We start from the raw sequence: 15,137 nt of genomic DNA, 5'->3' as shown, positions 1-15,137 counted from the left end.
TCATGCAGCGCGTCGGCTTTCTGATTTCGCCGAATTTCCAGATGATGAGCTTTGCCGCTCTCTCGGCCTTCGAATTCGCCAACTATGCCGCCGACAGGGCGCTCTATGACATCGCCATCGTCTCGGAGAGCGGCGGCCCCGTGCGAAGTTCGGTCGGCCCCAAGCTCGACAGTCTTTGCTTCGGCGAGCCTGACTTCGATACGCTCGTGGTTTGCGGCACGCCCGATGTCGATCCGCCGACACCGGGTGTCATCGATTATGTGCGCCAGGCGCCGGCGCGCTCGCGGCGCGTCGCTTCGATCTGCACTGGCGCGTTCGTGCTCGCCGAGGCGGGACTGCTCGACGGCCGGCGCGTGACCACCCATTGGCTCTGGACGCGCGATCTGCAGGCGCGCTTCCCGCGGCTCAAGGTGGATGAAGACCGCATCTTCATCGCCGACGGCCAGATCTGGACCTCGGCCGGCATGAGCGCGGGCGTCGACCTCGCCCTCGGCATGGTGGAGGAGGATCACGGCGCCGAGCTCGCCCGCATCGTGGCCCGGCAGCTCGTGCTCTATCATCGGCGCGGCGGGGGGCAATCGCAGCATTCCAACCTGCTCGACCTCGACGCCAAGTCGGACCGGATCCAGACGGCGCTCACCTATGCCAAGCGCAACCTGCATGCGCCGCTGACGGTGGAACAGCTTGCCGCGGTCGCCCATCTCAGCCCGCGCCAGTTCAGCCGGGCCTTTCGCAACGAGACGGGCCAGTCGCCGGCCAAGGCCGTGGAGAATCTGCGTGTCGAAGCGGCGCGGCTGATGATGGAGCAGACCCTCCATCCCATCGACGTCGTGGCTGCGGAAACGGGGTTCGCCGACCGCGAACGCATGCGGCGCGCGTTCCTGCGGGCCTTCGGCCAGCCGCCGCAGGCGATCAGGAGGCTGGCCAAGGGACCTGCCGGCCCGATGTGACATCCCTCGCCGAGGAGCTTCGTCCGGCGGTACACGCGATCGTTGTCGATGTGAGAGCCGTTCGCTTCGGTGTTCCGGGCGTATCCAAAGAGCGGGCATGGTCGTGCTAGAGACGATCCGCGGGCGGCGGAAGCGCCGGCCGGTCCTCCGGAGAGAGTTCATGTCACGTCGTCTGCGCCTTTTGCTCCTGGCCGTTTGCTGCCTTGCCCCTTCGGCCTTGGCCGCGCAGGGCAAGCCCGGTGTGCCCTATCCCGCCGAGGCGCAGGGTGTGTGGACCCGCGATGTCGAAAGCTGCACCAGCAAGAAAGACCTGCGGGGCGAGGCACCGATCCGGATTGCGGTCGAGGGCAAGGACTGGACGGAGGAGGGCGGTATCGGGCAGGCCAGCGCCGTCACGCAGATCGCGAAGGATCCTCCCACCTGGCGGCTGCAGGTTTCGGAAGACAGCGAGGGCGAGACCTTCGACTACGCCGTCATCCTGGTGAAGATCGGCAAGGAATTGGTGACGATTTCCCATGCGAGCGTGGACGGCGAGAAGACGCCGGTGGTGCATACCTATCGCAAATGCGGATAGGCTCGGCGTGGTGAAGCGTTTATGCTCAAGCCTGTTTCGCCTCAGCGAAATGCGCTGAAATCGAGGGTCGAGGCCACCCGGCCTGTTGCTTTTCTCCGTGCTTGTCGCTATAGACGCCGCTTCCCCGCATCGACCGGCTGATAAGGGCTGCCGTGGCGATGTTGTTGGCTCGGGCGCTTTTCAAAAAGCACACGGCTTACCGGTGGCGGAACCCAAAAGGTTTCGGCGCCTTTTTTATTCGGAGACGAGCAAAATGCCCAAGATGAAGACCAAGTCGGGCGCTAAAAAGCGCTTCAAGATCACGGGAACCGGCAAGGTGGTGCACGCTCAGCAGGGCAAGCGCCACGGCATGATCAAGCGTACCAACAAGCAGATCCGTAAGCTTCGCGGCACGCGCGTCCTCTTCAAGACGGACGGCGATAACGTGAAGAAGTATTTCCTGCCGAACGGCTGATCGCCACGGCAACGCGAAACCTTAAGGAGATCAGCGAATGGCACGCGTGAAACGGGGCGTTACGTCCCATGCTAAGCACAAGAAGACACTCGACGCGGCGAAGGGCTTTTACGGCCGCCGCAAGAATACGATCCGCATCGCCAAGCAGGCGGTCGATCGTTCGATGCAATACGCCTATATCGGCCGCAAGCTCAAGAAGCGCAACATGCGCGCTCTGTGGATCCAGCGCGTCAACGCTGCTGTCCGTGAGCTCGGCCTGACCTATTCGAAGTTCATCGCGGGCTTGGCCAAGGCCGGCATCGAGATCGACCGCAAGGTGCTGTCGGATCTCGCCATCCGCGAGCCGGAAGCCTTCAAGGCCCTGGTCGAGAAGGTCAAGGCTGCCGCCTAAGCAGCGCTTTACCGAATATGGTTCCTGAAAAACCCGTCGCGGCAACGCGGCGGGTTTTTCTTTTGGGCTTTCGGAGCCAACCGAATCTTGCAAACTGAGAGAGTCGCAAAGACGCGTTTACGCTTGGATGCGCCTTGCTCCAGGGAGTGCCGGCATGGCTGCGAAATCGAAGTTTACGGCAGCGACCCTCGCTGAACTCGGCCCGGCCAAGCTTGCGGACCTGATTTTCGAGGAGGCGCAGGCCAATCCGGCTTTCCGCAAGCGGGTGATTGCGGCGCTGGCCGGTACGCAGGGGCCTGAAGCCGTCGCCAAGCTGGTGGAACGACGCCTTTCGGCCCTGGAGAAGGCGCGCTCGTTCATCGATTGGCCCAAGCTCAAGGAATTCGAGAAGGATCTGTCGGCGACGCTGGCGAGCATTACCGGCGAGATCGGCACCGGTTCGGCCCCGCTCGCCGTCGATCTTCTGCTGCGTTTCATCGCAACCGCGGGGGGTGTTTTCGCGCGGGTCCTGTCCTCCAGCCGCCTGGAAGACCTCTATGGCGAGGCGATCGCGGCCCTGGGGCCATTGACCGTTCGGCTGGAGCCAGGCGACCTCGCCGGCCTGCCCGAGAGGGTGATGGCCCTTGCCGACCAGGCGGGCGATATCGCTCCTGCTATGATCGCTTCGTTCCTGGAGCAAGCCTCGGCGACGGATCTGGATGAATGGGATCGCCTGCTGGCAAGCAAGGTGGCGGCGCTGCAGTCGGCCTACATGGCTCATCCCTATCGGGAGTTGCGCCAGGCCATCGCCATTCGGCGCGACGATCTCGATGGCTGGATCGCCCTGGAGAACGACAAGCCCGTCCAACTCCGCGACCGGCTTGCCGTTGCGGAGAAGCTGCTTGCAGCCGGTCGGGCGGAGGAAGCACTATCCTGGCTGGGTGTCGAAGAGCCCTCGCCGCTCGCCTATGCCGATGCGCTGGACGTCGCGGACGGCGTGGTCAGGCGGGATTTCCGCCTGCCGGCTCGGATCGGCCTCAAGGCGCGCATTCTGGAAGCCCTGGGCCGCGGGCAGGAGGCCCAGGCCCTGCGCTGGGCAACCTTCGAGACGACGCTCGACGCCGACATCTTGCGCGCCTATCTGGCCAAGCTCGATGATTTCGCCGAGTTCGAGGTCCTCGACAGAGCTTTCGCCCATGCCCTGGCCGCCAAGACGCGCTACCGCGCCCTCTATTTCCTGACCGAATGGCCGCGCCTTGACCATGCCGCCAGGCTGGTGCTCGATTTCGGGCTGGTCTGGGACGGCAGGCACTACCAGGTGCTGCAATCGGTGGCGGACAGGCTGCATGAGGAGCAGCCCCTTGCCGCGAGCCTGCTTTATCGTGCCCTGGTCGAGGAGATCCTGTCGAAGGGCAAATCGGCCGCCTATGGGCATGGCGCCGCCTATCTCGACAGGCTGGACGATCTCGCCACGCGGCTTGATCCGGGAGCACTGGCGACGCTGGGACGGCTCAGCCATGCCGATTGGCGGGCCTTTCTAGGCAAAAAACATGCTCGCAAGGCCAGTTTCTGGGCGGCTGTCGCCAAATAGTCTGCGCAAACCCGCTCCTGTCATGGTGAGTCCGCTGGGATCCTGTTCCCTGAAGAATGGCGGTCGTTTGTGCCGGCCGATAGATTGGCCCAGTGCTGAACCGTTGGGAAGGGCTGCATGGCCGGCAAATCACTCATGATCGGATTGCTCGTCGCCATCGCCACCGGCCAGGTGCAGGCGGAGGAGACGCTCCCCGAGCCGTTCGCCCGGGCTTGGCAAGCCTGTCAGGACCGCATGACGAGCCAGCCCAATGACTGGATCGGCTGGCGGCGCGACTTTTTCAACGGCTATGGCGACACTTTCGCCTATTGGAGCAGGGAAACGGCCGTTGCCGGGCAGCCGGCGGTTTTGCGGACGGAGACGCTGATCGACGGCGCCCACTCGGTTTCTACGATCTATTGTTTCCAGGCTGACGGCCGGCCTGCGCTCTCCCGCTCCGTCATGGCCAGCGTCAACATTGCCGACGGGCCAAACACTGAGGCCCCTCTGCGGCGCGAGGGCTGGATTTTCTTCAAGCCGGATGGCGCGCTCGACAGGGTGATCGGCCGGCTCGTCGATGACACGGGCAAAAGCCATCGGCTCGACGAGGCCGGCTGGGTGCCGGGGCGCGGCTGCGACCAGCAGAAGGTTGCCCTGTTCGAGCGCGCCGATGAGGTCACCAAGGCCTATGTGGCCGAGATGGGCGACATCGAGGGCAAAAGGCCGGCATTCAAGCCTGAAGAGCTGAATTGGTGCGACAAGGCTCAAACGCCTTGAGAGCACCTATTCGGACGGTGCCGTCAAACCCTTGCGCTCCAGGATCGACCAGCATTCCTCCGCCGTTTCGGCATAGTCGAACAGGCTGAGATCGTCGGCCTTGATGAAGCCTTCCTCGGCCAGGGCCTCGAAATTGATGATCTTGGTCCAATAGGCCTTGTCCATCAGCACGATCGGGCAGAAGGACATCTTGCCGGTCTGGCGCAAGGTGATGATCTCGAACAATTCGTCGAGAGTGCCGAAGCCGCCCGGAAATACCACCAGCGCCGCCGAATGCATGGCGAGGTGCATCTTGCGCATGGCGAAATAATGGAAGCGGAAGGTGAGGGAAGGCGTGGTGTAGGGGTTGGGATATTGCTCGTGCGGCAGAGTGATGTTGAAGCCGATGGTCGGGGCACCGGCTTCGTTGGCGCCGCGGTTGGCCGCCTCCATGATGCCGGGGCCGCCGCCGGTGGCGATCACGTTGAAGCGCCCGCCGCCATCCTCGTTGAGGGCGCCGCCGCGGCGCGAAGCGATATAGCCGAAAGTGCGGGCTTCCTTGTACCAGCGGCCGCGATTGCCCGGTGCGTTCTCGCTGACCCGGGCCGAGCCGAAGACCACGATGGTGGAGCGGATATGGGCCGCCTTCATTCCCTCCTGAGCCTTGGCATATTCGAGCTGGAAGCGCACGCCGCGGGTCGAGTCACCCAGCATGAAGTCGGGATCGAGGGCCGCCAGGCGATAGGCCGGCGCCTCGCTTCGCTGCAATTCATCGACCTTCGCGCGCGTTTCGGGGGTCAGGGCCTCGACGGTGGACAGCATGTTGGTGGGCGCGGAATTGTCGGAAGACGGCATGGAGACCTTGCGTGAACCAGTGAAACACTCTGCTCTATTGAGCCGTTGTGCCCGACACTGCAAGACCCCAGCGGTTGTAGGGGCCTTTCGGGTGGGTGCCGTATTGGCTCAATCTGGAAATGGTTGGAATAGGGCACCATGACCCCTCATTCGCCTGCCGGCACCTTCTCCCTTGCGGGTGTCGTCCACTCCACTTGGAGTGGACCGGGTTGCGCGAAGCGCCGGGTGAGGGGGGCACCGTCCCATCCGGACTTCTGATCTTAATTGAAAAGGCGAGTTCCTAGAGCCCGCGCCCCGACAGCATGTTGCGGCGGATGCGTTCGAGCGCGGAGTCGGCGCCGTCCGGTTTGGCAGCCGGCTCGAAGGCCGACAGGAACTCCAGCAGCGTGTTGGCGAGCGTGTCGCGTCTCAGGCCGTAATGCACGTTCTGGCCGCGCCGTTCACGCCGGACCAGCCCGGCATTCTCCAAGATGGAAAGATGCTTGGAAACCGCGGGCGCCGACATCGCATCGGCGAGCTTTTCGACCACCTGTCCAGCGGTCATGTCTGCCTTCGAAAGATCGGCCAGAATACGCCGCCGGGGTGGCGAGGAAAGCGCTTCGAAGACCTTGTCGACTGTCATATTCCGTTTGCCGTTTTTGCCAAGATGCCCACAAGCCTTTGATAACACGTAATTTTAAATGTTTTCAAGATTAATTAATTAGATAATTAGCGAATAAGTGAATACTTTAGGAAAGCGAAAAGAGGGTTTGAAAACATGCATCGGAAGCGCGCCTCAAGCCGATCATCGGGCTCCAACGCGCCATTTCGCATGGCTCGCCGAGCCCTCTGGTTCCCACTTTTTTCGTCGAGATGGGTGCAAAACCGTTATTTGGCGAGCTAAATCTGCGTTGCCTGATCTGTCGAATGCGGTTCCCTTTTCCGCCAGAAATAGGCTAGAAGGCACCTCGATTTGAGGAAGTGACGATGAGCGACCTAGCCAGCCTGGAAACGACCCTGTTGTCCGATATCGCAGCCGCCGCCGACGAGGCGGGCCTGGAGGCGGTGCGCGTCTCGGCGCTCGGCAAGAAAGGCTCGATCTCCGAGCGCCTGGCGACCCTCGGCAAGATGGCGCCGGACGAGCGCAGAGAGGCCGGCGCCGCCATCAATGTCGTCAAGGAGCGCGTCACCGCGGCACTGGCCGAGCGCAGGATCGTGCTGAAGGCGGCTGCGCTGGAAGCGCGCCTGGTGGCGGAGGCCGTCGACGTGACGCTGCCGGTGCGCGAGAGCGGAACCGAGCTCGGCCGCATTCACCCGATCAGCCAGGTGATCGACGAGATCACCGCCATCTTCGCCGATATGGGCTTCGCCATCGCCGAGGGCCCGGATATCGAGACGGACGAATACAACTTCACCTTGCTCAACTTCCCGCCCGGCCATCCGGCCCGAGAGATGCACGACACCTTCTTCCTGGCGCCCGACGAAAAGGGCGAGCGCAAGGTGCTGCGCACCCATACCAGCCCGGTGCAGATCCGCACCATGCTGAGCCAGAAGCCGCCGATCCGTATCGTCGTGCCCGGCCGCACCTATCGCCATGACAGCGACCAGACCCACACGCCGATGTTCCATCAGGTCGAGGGGCTGGTCATCGACAAGGTGAGCCATGTCGGCCACATGAAGTGGGTGCTGGAGGAGTTCTGCCGCGCCTTCTTCGAAGTGCCGTCGGTGAAGATGCGCTTCCGCCCCTCCTTCTTCCCCTTCACCGAGCCGTCGATGGAAGTCGACATCCAGTGCTCGCGCAAGGGCGGCGAGATCCGCTTCGGCGAGGGCGAGGATTGGCTCGAGATTCTGGGCTGCGGTATGGTGCATCCCAACGTGCTGCGCAATTGCGGCCTCGATCCCGATGAATATCAGGGCTTTGCCTGGGGCATGGGCATCGACCGCATCGCCATGCTGAAATATGGCATGCCGGACCTGCGCCCGTTCTTCGACGCCGACGTGCGCTGGCTCTCCCATTTCGGCTTCCGCCCCTTCGACCTGCCGAGCCTGGCCGGCGGCCTGACGAGCTGAGTTCGCGCGACGTCGAACCAGACGTGAAAAGCCCTCCCCAAGTGCCAGAGAGGGCTATTTACCGGCCATTGTGCTGCCCCTCACCTCTATCCTCGCCCCGCTCTTGCGGGGAGAGGATAGAGGTGAGGGGCAGCGCCACGCTTCAGATCGCGATTGTCAGATCGCACACACCTGCGGCTTGCGTCCGATCCAGGGGGCGGCTTCCTCCGCCTGCGCGGCAAGCTGGAGGATCGTCGCCTCGTCGCCATGGCGCCCGACGAACTGGATGCCAACGGGCTTGTTGCCGTCGGCCATGCCTGTTGGTACCGACATCGCCGGCAGGCCTGAGATGTTGAAGGCGAACATGAAGGCTGCATCCGACCAGCGTGCCAGATAGCGCTCGCGATCGCCGTCCTCCATCGACCAGTAGCCGACGGGGCGTGGCGGCTGCGTCAGCGTGGGCGTGACGAAGACGTCGAAGGGAGCGATTTCCGTTGCGATGCGCTGGGCAGCCTTGCGTACGGCGCCGAGACTGGCCGAATACTGCGTCGCCGACAGGGTCTTGGCATATTCCAGCATTGACCAGTTGAAGGGCTGGAGATCGGCCTCTTCGGGCGGGCGCCCGGCGAATTTGGCGTGCTGGGTGAATTCGGTCGAGGTCTCCACGGCGATGATGTCGTTGTAGCGCCACCAGGCCTCTTCGAGATCGACCTCGAAGCGATATTCCTCGACCGTGTGGCCGAGGCTTTCGAGCAGCCTGACGGCGTCCTCCACGGCCGCTTTCACCTCGGGGGCATAGGGCTCGCCGAAGGGGGCGGTGAGCGTGTAGCCGATCTTCAACCTCTTGGGACGCTTGGCGAGCAGGGATAGCCAACTCTCCGCAGGGCGCGGCGCCGTATAGGGATCGCCCGGCAGATTGCCGGCGACGACGTCGAGAAAGGCGGCGGTGTCACGCACGCTGCGGCTGTTGCACAGGAAATAGATGCAGCCGAACCACAGATCCGCATCGAAGGGGCCGTAGCTGACCCGGCCGCGCGAGGGTTTCAGGCCGACCACGCCGCAGCAGGAGGCCGGTACGCGGATCGAACCGCCGCCGTCGGAGGCGTCGGCGATCGGCACAATGCGCGCGGCGACCGCCGCTGCCGACCCGCCGCTCGATCCGCCGGCGGTAATCGCCGGATTCCAGGGGTTGACGGTGGGCCCGTAGAGGCGCGGTTCGGTGGAAATGCACCAGCCATATTCAGGCGTGTTGCTGCGTCCGATCGGGGCGAGGCCGGATTCCCGCATGCGGCGGCCGATTTCCGAATCCGCCGGGCAGACATAATTCTGGAGATAGGCCAGCCCCGAGGTCAGCGGCGTGCCCTTCCACTGGGTGCCGAGGTTCTTGAGCAGGAATGGCACGCCGGCGAACGGGCCCGAACCCGGTGCTTCGGCGACCTGCCGCGCGACGTCGAAGGTCGGGATGACCACGGTGTTCAGCTTGGGATCGAGGCGGCCGACGAGCTCGATCGCGGTCTCGACCAGCTCCGAAGCCTTGACCTGTTTGCCCCGCACCAGCTCTCCGAGCGCCAAAGCGTCGGACCCGGCATAGAGCTTTACGAGATCGTCCGTGACGGCAACCATTTCCTTACCCCATAATTCTATCGGCCTGCGATGGCCGCCAGTCTGGAGGTAAATGCGGCGGAATTGGATGCCTCTGCTTCCACGATCTCTTGCTTTGTCCGGTGGAGGGACTTGCGTCGCCGCGCTGCATTTGGTTGACGCAGAGGGATTGCCCGTCCGTAGGTCGGAGACTTTCTCTCGGCCCCCGCGACAACGGCGCGTGGCCGGCGAATGCCGGCCTTGCTTCCTCAGCGCAGCGCCTGCGGCCCTATGGCTCCTTCCGCCGTAACTCGGACCGCGGAGAGCGGTTCGGCGATGTCTTCCAGGCCCTTGCCTTCTGCGTCGACGCCGTAGAACAGCGCCACCACGCCGCCGAAGATCATCACCGCCGAACCGACGACATAGCCCCAGAACAGCGGGTCGCGCTCGGTACCTTCCCCGACCAGATAGCCGAAGATCAGCGGCCCCATCGAGCCGACGACCTGGGCGACGGCGAAGAAATAGGAGATTGCCTGGCCGCGAACTTCCAGCGGGAAGATCTCGCTGACAGTCAGATAGGCCGACGAAGCCCCCGCCGAGGCGAAGAAGAAGGAGATGCACCAGAACAGCGTATGGGTATTGGCCGTCAGGCTACCCTGCTTGAACAGATAGGCAGAGACCAGCAGCACCGCCCCCGCCAGCACATAGGTGCCGAAGATCATCTTGCGCCGGCCGATGGTGTCGAACAGCGGCCCGAGCAGCAGCGGCCCGATCAGATTGCCGATGGCGAAGGGGAAGAAATACAGCGCCGTCTGCGACTCGTTGAGATGATAGAAATTCTTCAGCACCAAAGCGTAGGTGAAGAAGATCGCGTTGTAGAGGAAGGACTGCGTCACCATCATGGTGATGCCGAGGAAGGTGCGCGATGGGTACTGCCGGAAGAAAACATCCACCAGTTTGGAGAAGGGAACCGATTCCTCCGGTTTGACGTACATCGCCTTGCTGTCGTCGACGGGCGCGAGCGTAACGCCCTGGGCGCGCACGCCCGCCTCGATGCTCTCGACGATGGTCTCGGCCTCCTTGTCCTGGCCGTGGGTGACCATCCAACGCGGGCTTTCGGGGATGTGCCGGCGCAGGAAGATGATGACGAGACCGAGCACCGGCCCGATGAAGAAGGCGATGCGCCAGCCGACATTCTCGGCAAACAAAGTGTGGTCGAGCAGAAAGAAGCTGCCGACGGCGCCCAGCATGGCGCCGGCCCAGTAGGTACCGTTGACGGCGATGTCGACCCGGCCGCGATATTTGGCCGGAATGAGTTCGTCGATGGCTGAATTGATCGCGGTGTATTCCCCGCCGATGCCCAGGCCTGCGACGAAGCGCCAGAGATAGAGGAACCAGGGCGTCCAGGCGAAGCCCGCCACGCCGGAGCCGACGAGATAGATCGCCAGGGTGATGATGAACAGCTTCTTGCGGCCCCAGCGGTCGGTCAGCCGCCCGAAAAACAGGGCGCCGACCACCTGGCCGATCAGGTAGATCGTGCCGGCGAAGCCGACTTCGGCGCTGGTCATGCCCAGGCTTTTCTGGAAACCGGAGGCCGAAACGAGCTGGATCTCGATACCGTCGAGGATCCAACTGATGCCAAGGCCCACCACGACCATCCAGTGGAAACGAGCCCAGGGCAGTCGGTCCATGCGTGCCGGAACGAGGCTGCGGATGGCTTTGCCATCGGTCAATTCTACCGGCATGATCGTACTCCTTGCAGCGTGAATTTCGTCCCACAATATTGTTTGTTAATCTTTTGTAATAATTCGCGCTTGAATCACCTCATGTCAATGCTTCCGATAATACCTCTGGGGAATGGCGTAGCAGATGAGCAGATTGGGGATTGTGGTCTGCGTCGTCCTGGACAATGGGATCTATCGATCCCTACTGATGCCGTATGGCTGATCTTTCATTTATTTCACCATGCGGCATAATGACGGGCGCAGTGGATGAAATCTGGCCTAGGAGGCGGCCGTGCAATCTGCTGCCGAGTGTGAGGCGCCGAGGCTTGGTGGCGTCAATGTCTCGTTAACCCCTACCGCCCATTTTGCGCCGCCAACCACGGAGCCTGTGTTCTATTCATGCAAGGCGGTTGCCGGGCGGTTGTACGGGGGGGTATACCGGTTATCCGCCTCGCCCCACTCGGGCCCTCATTCGCGGTTTCCAGATTCACGGTTCAATGGCCAAGCTTTTTCATCATCCTGTCGACCCGCAATCGCGCTTTATTCGTCTCGTGCTCAGCGAAATGGACGTGGCGACCGATCTGGTCGAGGAAAAGCCCTGGGAGAGACGAGAAGCCTTCCTGCACATGAATCCGGCCGGCGTGCTGCCAGTGATGATCGACGCCACTGGCCTGATCGTGCCCGGGGCGACGCCGATCTGCGAATATCTCGACGAGGCCTATGGCGATGCCCTCGGCGAGCAGCGCCTGCTGCCGCGCGATACCAGGGCGCGGGTGGAAACCCGCCGTTTGATCGAGTGGTTCAGCATCAAATTCTATGCCGAGGTCACCGAATATCTGATCACGGAGAAGATCCTCAAGCGCTTCCTGCCGATCGGCGAGGGCGGCTCCTCGCCGGATACGGCGGCGATCCGTGCGGCCAAATCGAATGTGCGCTATCATCTGCGCTATGTCGGATATCTGGTGCGACGGCGGAACTGGCTGGCGGGAGACAGGCTTTCCTACGCCGATTTCGTGGCGGCGGCCCATCTGTCGATCGTCGACTATCTCGGCGACGTGCCCTGGGACGAGGACCAGGCCGCCAAGGAGTGGTATGCGCGCCTCAAGTCGCGTCCGTCCTTCCGGCCGCTGCTGGCCGAGACGCTGCGTGGAACGCCGCCCTCAGCAACCTATGCGGATCTCGATTTCTAGCTTGGTGTTTTTTGACCTGGGACCGCTCGCTTTCTGCCGGGTGTCTGCTTGGCATGGTGTGCACTGTCATCCCCGGCCGAGCATGTCACAAGCTTTGCTTGTGACTGGGAGGGGAAGGGGATCCAGGGGCAAATGCACTGCCCGTAGCTCCTGGATCCCCTTCCCACGGCCTGCGGCCGTGCCGGGGATGACAGCGCCAGTGCTTTCGGACTTTGTGGGCGGGCAATCGCCCGAACGCCGGCGGCGGTCTCAGGCTGGGCCGTCGTCATGACCGCCCTCAAATCCCTGCTCCTCCAGCGCGCCGAAGCGGAAGGCTTCGATGTCGTCCGCGTCACCAAGCCCGACGCCATTCCCCAGGCGCCCGCACGCCTGCGCCGCTTCCTGGAGGAGGGGTTCCATGGCGAGATGGGCTGGATGCACGAGCGCGCCGATCAGCGCGGCGCGCCTTCCACGCTCTGGCCGGACGTGCGCAGCATCATCATGCTGGGGGTCAATTATGGCCCGGACGGGGACCCGATGGCGGGGTTGGCGGATCGCTCTGGCGGGCTGATCTCGGTCTATGCCCAGGGCGACGACTATCACGACGTCATCAAGAAACGGCTGAAAAGCCTCGGGCGCTGGTGGGGCGAGACAACCGGGGCGGCGCTCAAGGTCTTCGTCGACACCGCGCCGGTGATGGAAAAGCCCCTGGCCGCGGCGGCGGGCCTGGGCTGGCAGGGCAAGCACACCAATCTGGTCAGCCGGAATTTCGGCTCCTGGCTCTTTCTCGGCTCGATCTTCAGCGCCACCGAGATCGAGGCTGATGCACCGGAGCGGGATCATTGCGGCTCCTGCCGCGCCTGCCTCGATGCCTGTCCCACCGCCGCTTTTCCCGCGCCTTATCGGCTCGATGCCCGGCGCTGCATCTCCTATCTCACCATCGAGAACAAGGGACCGATCCCCGCCGAGTTCCGTGCGGCGATCGGCAACCGCATCTACGGCTGCGACGATTGCCTGGCCGCTTGCCCCTGGAACAAGTTCGCGGTGGCGGCGCGCGAACACAAGCTCAAGGCGCGCGAGGACCTGCGAACGCCCAGATTGGCCGAACTCGCCCGCCTGGACGATCCCTCATTCCGGGCACTCTTTGCCAAGAACCCGGTCAAGCGCATCGGGCGTGATCGTTTCATCCGCAATGTGCTGATCGCCATCGGCAATTCCGGCGATGCCGGCCTTGTGGATACGGCCGAGGGGCTCCTGGGTGATGAATCGCCGCTGGTGCGCGCCATGGCGGTCTGGGCGCTCGCCCGGCTCTCGCCGGCCCGCCTGGCAGCCCAGTCCTGGCGGCGGGAATACGAAACCGATGCTGATGTGAGGGCGGAATGGCAGGTCGCCGGCCAGAGCGTTTTGCGATTTGGCGGAATCGCCAAGAATCGCAAAGACGCTCCAGCCAATCCGTAGGATTGGCTTGGAACCAATGAGTTAGAGCAAAATAGCGTTTCCGTCTAAATGCGCTTTGCTCTAGGCGGTGCCGGTGCAGCAAGAGGCCTTATCGTGATGGTCATATTGAGAATCGAGCGCAGGGACCGCTTGACGGCGGCGGCGTTCGCCAATAGCGATGCGAACGGGGCAAGCAAGGAGCAGGCCGATGGTCCATAAGGGCGGCGCGCGACGTGACAATTGCAAGCCATCCAGACGTTTCGGTGAAGCCGCGCAGTTCTTCCGCAGCTGGACCGAAAAGCCCCTGCAGATGGGGTCGATCACCCCTTCCAGCCCTTTTCTGTCCAAGGCGATGGCGAACTGCGTCGATCTTGCCTCCGAAGGGCCGGTGGTGGAAATCGGGCCCGGCACCGGTCCGATTACCCAGGCCCTGATCGAGCGAGGCATCGCCGAGGATCGCCTGGTGCTGGTCGAATACAGCCCGCAATTTTGCGATCTCCTGTCGCAGCGTTTTCCGAAGGCGACGGTGGTGCAGGGCGATGCCTATGCCCTGGCCAATACGCTGGACGGCAAGCTTTCCGGCAAGGCCGCCGCCGTGGTCTGCGGCCTGCCGCTGCTGACCAAGCCCGAGCGGCAGCGGCTCGACCTCCTGGCCCAGGCCTTCACCCTGATGCAGCCCGATGCCGCCTTCATCCAGTTCACCTATTCGCTGACTTCGCCGATGCCGACCAAGAACGCCTTCTTCACCTGGCATGCGTCGCCCCGGATCTGGCGCAACGTGCCGCCCGCCCGCGTCTGGACCTACCGCCAACTTCTGAGGAACTGATTTGGATACGAGAGACCGCCTGATCTGTGGCCTGGATGTCGATAGCGTTGCCAAGGCCGAGGCCCTGGTAACCCAGCTCGGCGACAGCGTGACCTTCTACAAGATTGGCTATCAGCTCATCTTCAATGGCGGTCTGCCCTTCGCCCAGGATCTGGCCCGCTCGGGCAAGAAGATCTTCCTCGACATGAAGCTGCACGACATCGGCAACACCGTGACCAAGGGGGTCGAGGCCATTGCTGGCATGGGCATGACCTTCCTCACCGCGCACGCCTTTCCCCAGACGATGCGAGCGGCGGTCGAAGGCGCCCGCGGTTCGGATCTGAAGATCCTCGCGGTCACCGTATTGACCTCCTATGACGATGCCGATTTGGCCGAAGCCGGTTATGGCAAGGGCGTGGGAGAACTCGTGGCCCAGCGTGTCGCCCAGGCCATGGCGCTCGGTGTGCCCGGCCTGGTGATGTCGCCGGAAGAGGTCGCTTCGACCCGCAACCGGGTGGGAGATGGCATGCTGCTGGTGACCCCGGGCGTGCGGCCCGCCGGCAGCGACAGCGGCGATCAGAAGCGGGTGATGACGCCCGGCGACGCCATCCGCGCTGGGGCCGACCATTTGGTGGTGGCCCGCCCCATCGTGGCGGCTCCCGATCCGAAGGCGGCAGCCGAGGCGATCCAGGCGGAGATCGCGGCAGCGCTATAGCGGAGCACGGACTTCCCAGCGACATGGAGACATGTCGCGATGTCCGCTCTTTGGAAACAAGCCACATTGAAAAGGGCGCGGCCGATAAGCCCGCGCCCTTTTTGTGGTCTGTGCTGCAGGAGCGGACCTCACGGCATGTCGCTGAGAAG

At 63.4% G+C, this 15,137-nt stretch carries 15 protein-coding genes; 11 read left to right on the top strand and 4 right to left on the bottom strand.

The genetic code is table 11. The features are described 5' to 3' along the window. Positions 1 to 2 precede the first annotated feature (2 nt). From ACR9ZN_RS20080 to ACR9ZN_RS20055, 6 genes are all read left to right on the top strand, one after another. On the top strand, positions 3 to 950 hold the full coding sequence (locus ACR9ZN_RS20080) for a GlxA family transcriptional regulator (protein ID WP_481273012.1): 948 nt from the start codon (positions 3 to 5) through the stop codon (positions 948 to 950). Between the two features lie 160 nt (positions 951 to 1,110). Next, the gene (locus ACR9ZN_RS20075; RefSeq protein ID WP_481273011.1) at positions 1,111 to 1,524 is read left to right on the top strand and encodes a hypothetical protein; all 414 of its coding nucleotides are present in this window, start codon (positions 1,111 to 1,113) and stop codon (positions 1,522 to 1,524) included. Positions 1,525 to 1,777: 253 nt separating this feature from the next. After that, a complete protein-coding gene (gene rpmI / locus ACR9ZN_RS20070) occupies positions 1,778 to 1,978 on the top strand; it encodes a 50S ribosomal protein L35 (protein ID WP_434958214.1) in 201 nt (66 codons plus the stop codon). A 37-nt stretch (positions 1,979 to 2,015) separates the two neighbouring features. Then, entirely contained in the window at positions 2,016 to 2,369 is a 354-nt protein-coding gene (gene rplT / locus ACR9ZN_RS20065) for a 50S ribosomal protein L20 (RefSeq protein ID WP_068297422.1), read from the top strand. Between the two features lie 154 nt (positions 2,370 to 2,523). After that, a complete protein-coding gene (locus ACR9ZN_RS20060) occupies positions 2,524 to 3,939 on the top strand; it encodes a DUF6880 family protein (RefSeq protein WP_481273010.1) in 1,416 nt (471 codons plus the stop codon). Positions 3,940 to 4,056: 117 nt separating this feature from the next. Continuing rightward, complete coding sequence (locus tag ACR9ZN_RS20055; RefSeq protein WP_481273009.1) at positions 4,057 to 4,695, top strand: hypothetical protein; 639 nt, start codon at positions 4,057 to 4,059, stop codon at positions 4,693 to 4,695. Between the two features lie 6 nt (positions 4,696 to 4,701). Here ACR9ZN_RS20055 and ACR9ZN_RS20050 read toward each other — a convergent pair whose 3' ends face one another. Then, entirely contained in the window at positions 4,702 to 5,529 is an 828-nt protein-coding gene (locus ACR9ZN_RS20050) for an LOG family protein (RefSeq protein ID WP_434958212.1), read from the bottom strand. A 280-nt stretch (positions 5,530 to 5,809) separates the two neighbouring features. Beyond that, positions 5,810 to 6,151 carry an ArsR/SmtB family transcription factor gene (locus tag ACR9ZN_RS20045; protein ID WP_434958211.1) on the bottom strand — a complete coding sequence of 114 codons (342 nt, stop codon included), beginning with the start codon at positions 6,149 to 6,151 and terminating at the stop codon, positions 5,810 to 5,812. 344 nt (positions 6,152 to 6,495) lie between these two features. Here ACR9ZN_RS20045 and pheS point away from each other — a divergent pair, with 344 nt between their 5' ends. After that, positions 6,496 to 7,578: a phenylalanine--tRNA ligase subunit alpha gene (pheS, locus tag ACR9ZN_RS20040; RefSeq protein ID WP_434958210.1), complete on the top strand. Its 1,083-nt coding sequence runs from the start codon at positions 6,496 to 6,498 to the stop codon at positions 7,576 to 7,578. Positions 7,579 to 7,734: 156 nt separating this feature from the next. Here pheS and ACR9ZN_RS20035 read toward each other — a convergent pair whose 3' ends face one another. Continuing rightward, a complete protein-coding gene (locus ACR9ZN_RS20035; RefSeq protein ID WP_481273008.1) occupies positions 7,735 to 9,180 on the bottom strand; it encodes an amidase in 1,446 nt (481 codons plus the stop codon). A 227-nt stretch (positions 9,181 to 9,407) separates the two neighbouring features. Next, the gene (locus ACR9ZN_RS20030) at positions 9,408 to 10,883 is read right to left on the bottom strand and encodes an MFS transporter (protein WP_434958208.1); all 1,476 of its coding nucleotides are present in this window, start codon (positions 10,881 to 10,883) and stop codon (positions 9,408 to 9,410) included. Positions 10,884 to 11,359: 476 nt separating this feature from the next. On the opposite strand from ACR9ZN_RS20030, the gene ACR9ZN_RS20025 reads away from it, so the two are divergent. The 4 genes from ACR9ZN_RS20025 (at position 11,360) to pyrF (ending at position 14,988) form a co-directional block, all read left to right on the top strand. Continuing rightward, a complete protein-coding gene (locus tag ACR9ZN_RS20025; RefSeq protein WP_434958207.1) occupies positions 11,360 to 12,052 on the top strand; it encodes a glutathione S-transferase family protein in 693 nt (230 codons plus the stop codon). Positions 12,053 to 12,319: 267 nt separating this feature from the next. After that, entirely contained in the window at positions 12,320 to 13,489 is a 1,170-nt protein-coding gene (gene queG, locus ACR9ZN_RS20020) for a tRNA epoxyqueuosine(34) reductase QueG (protein WP_481273007.1), read from the top strand. A 187-nt stretch (positions 13,490 to 13,676) separates the two neighbouring features. Then, the gene (locus tag ACR9ZN_RS20015; RefSeq protein ID WP_454816071.1) at positions 13,677 to 14,294 is read left to right on the top strand and encodes a class I SAM-dependent methyltransferase; all 618 of its coding nucleotides are present in this window, start codon (positions 13,677 to 13,679) and stop codon (positions 14,292 to 14,294) included. 1 nt (position 14,295) lies between these two features. Beyond that, positions 14,296 to 14,988, top strand: a complete 693-nt coding sequence (gene pyrF / locus ACR9ZN_RS20010) for an orotidine-5'-phosphate decarboxylase (RefSeq protein WP_434958204.1) — start codon at positions 14,296 to 14,298, stop codon at positions 14,986 to 14,988. Positions 14,989 to 15,137 lie beyond the last annotated feature (149 nt).

It is taken from the genome of Labrys sp. HAY1-8F, from assembly GCF_056754975.1.
This window is presented reverse-complemented; position numbering and strand designations above follow the sequence as displayed.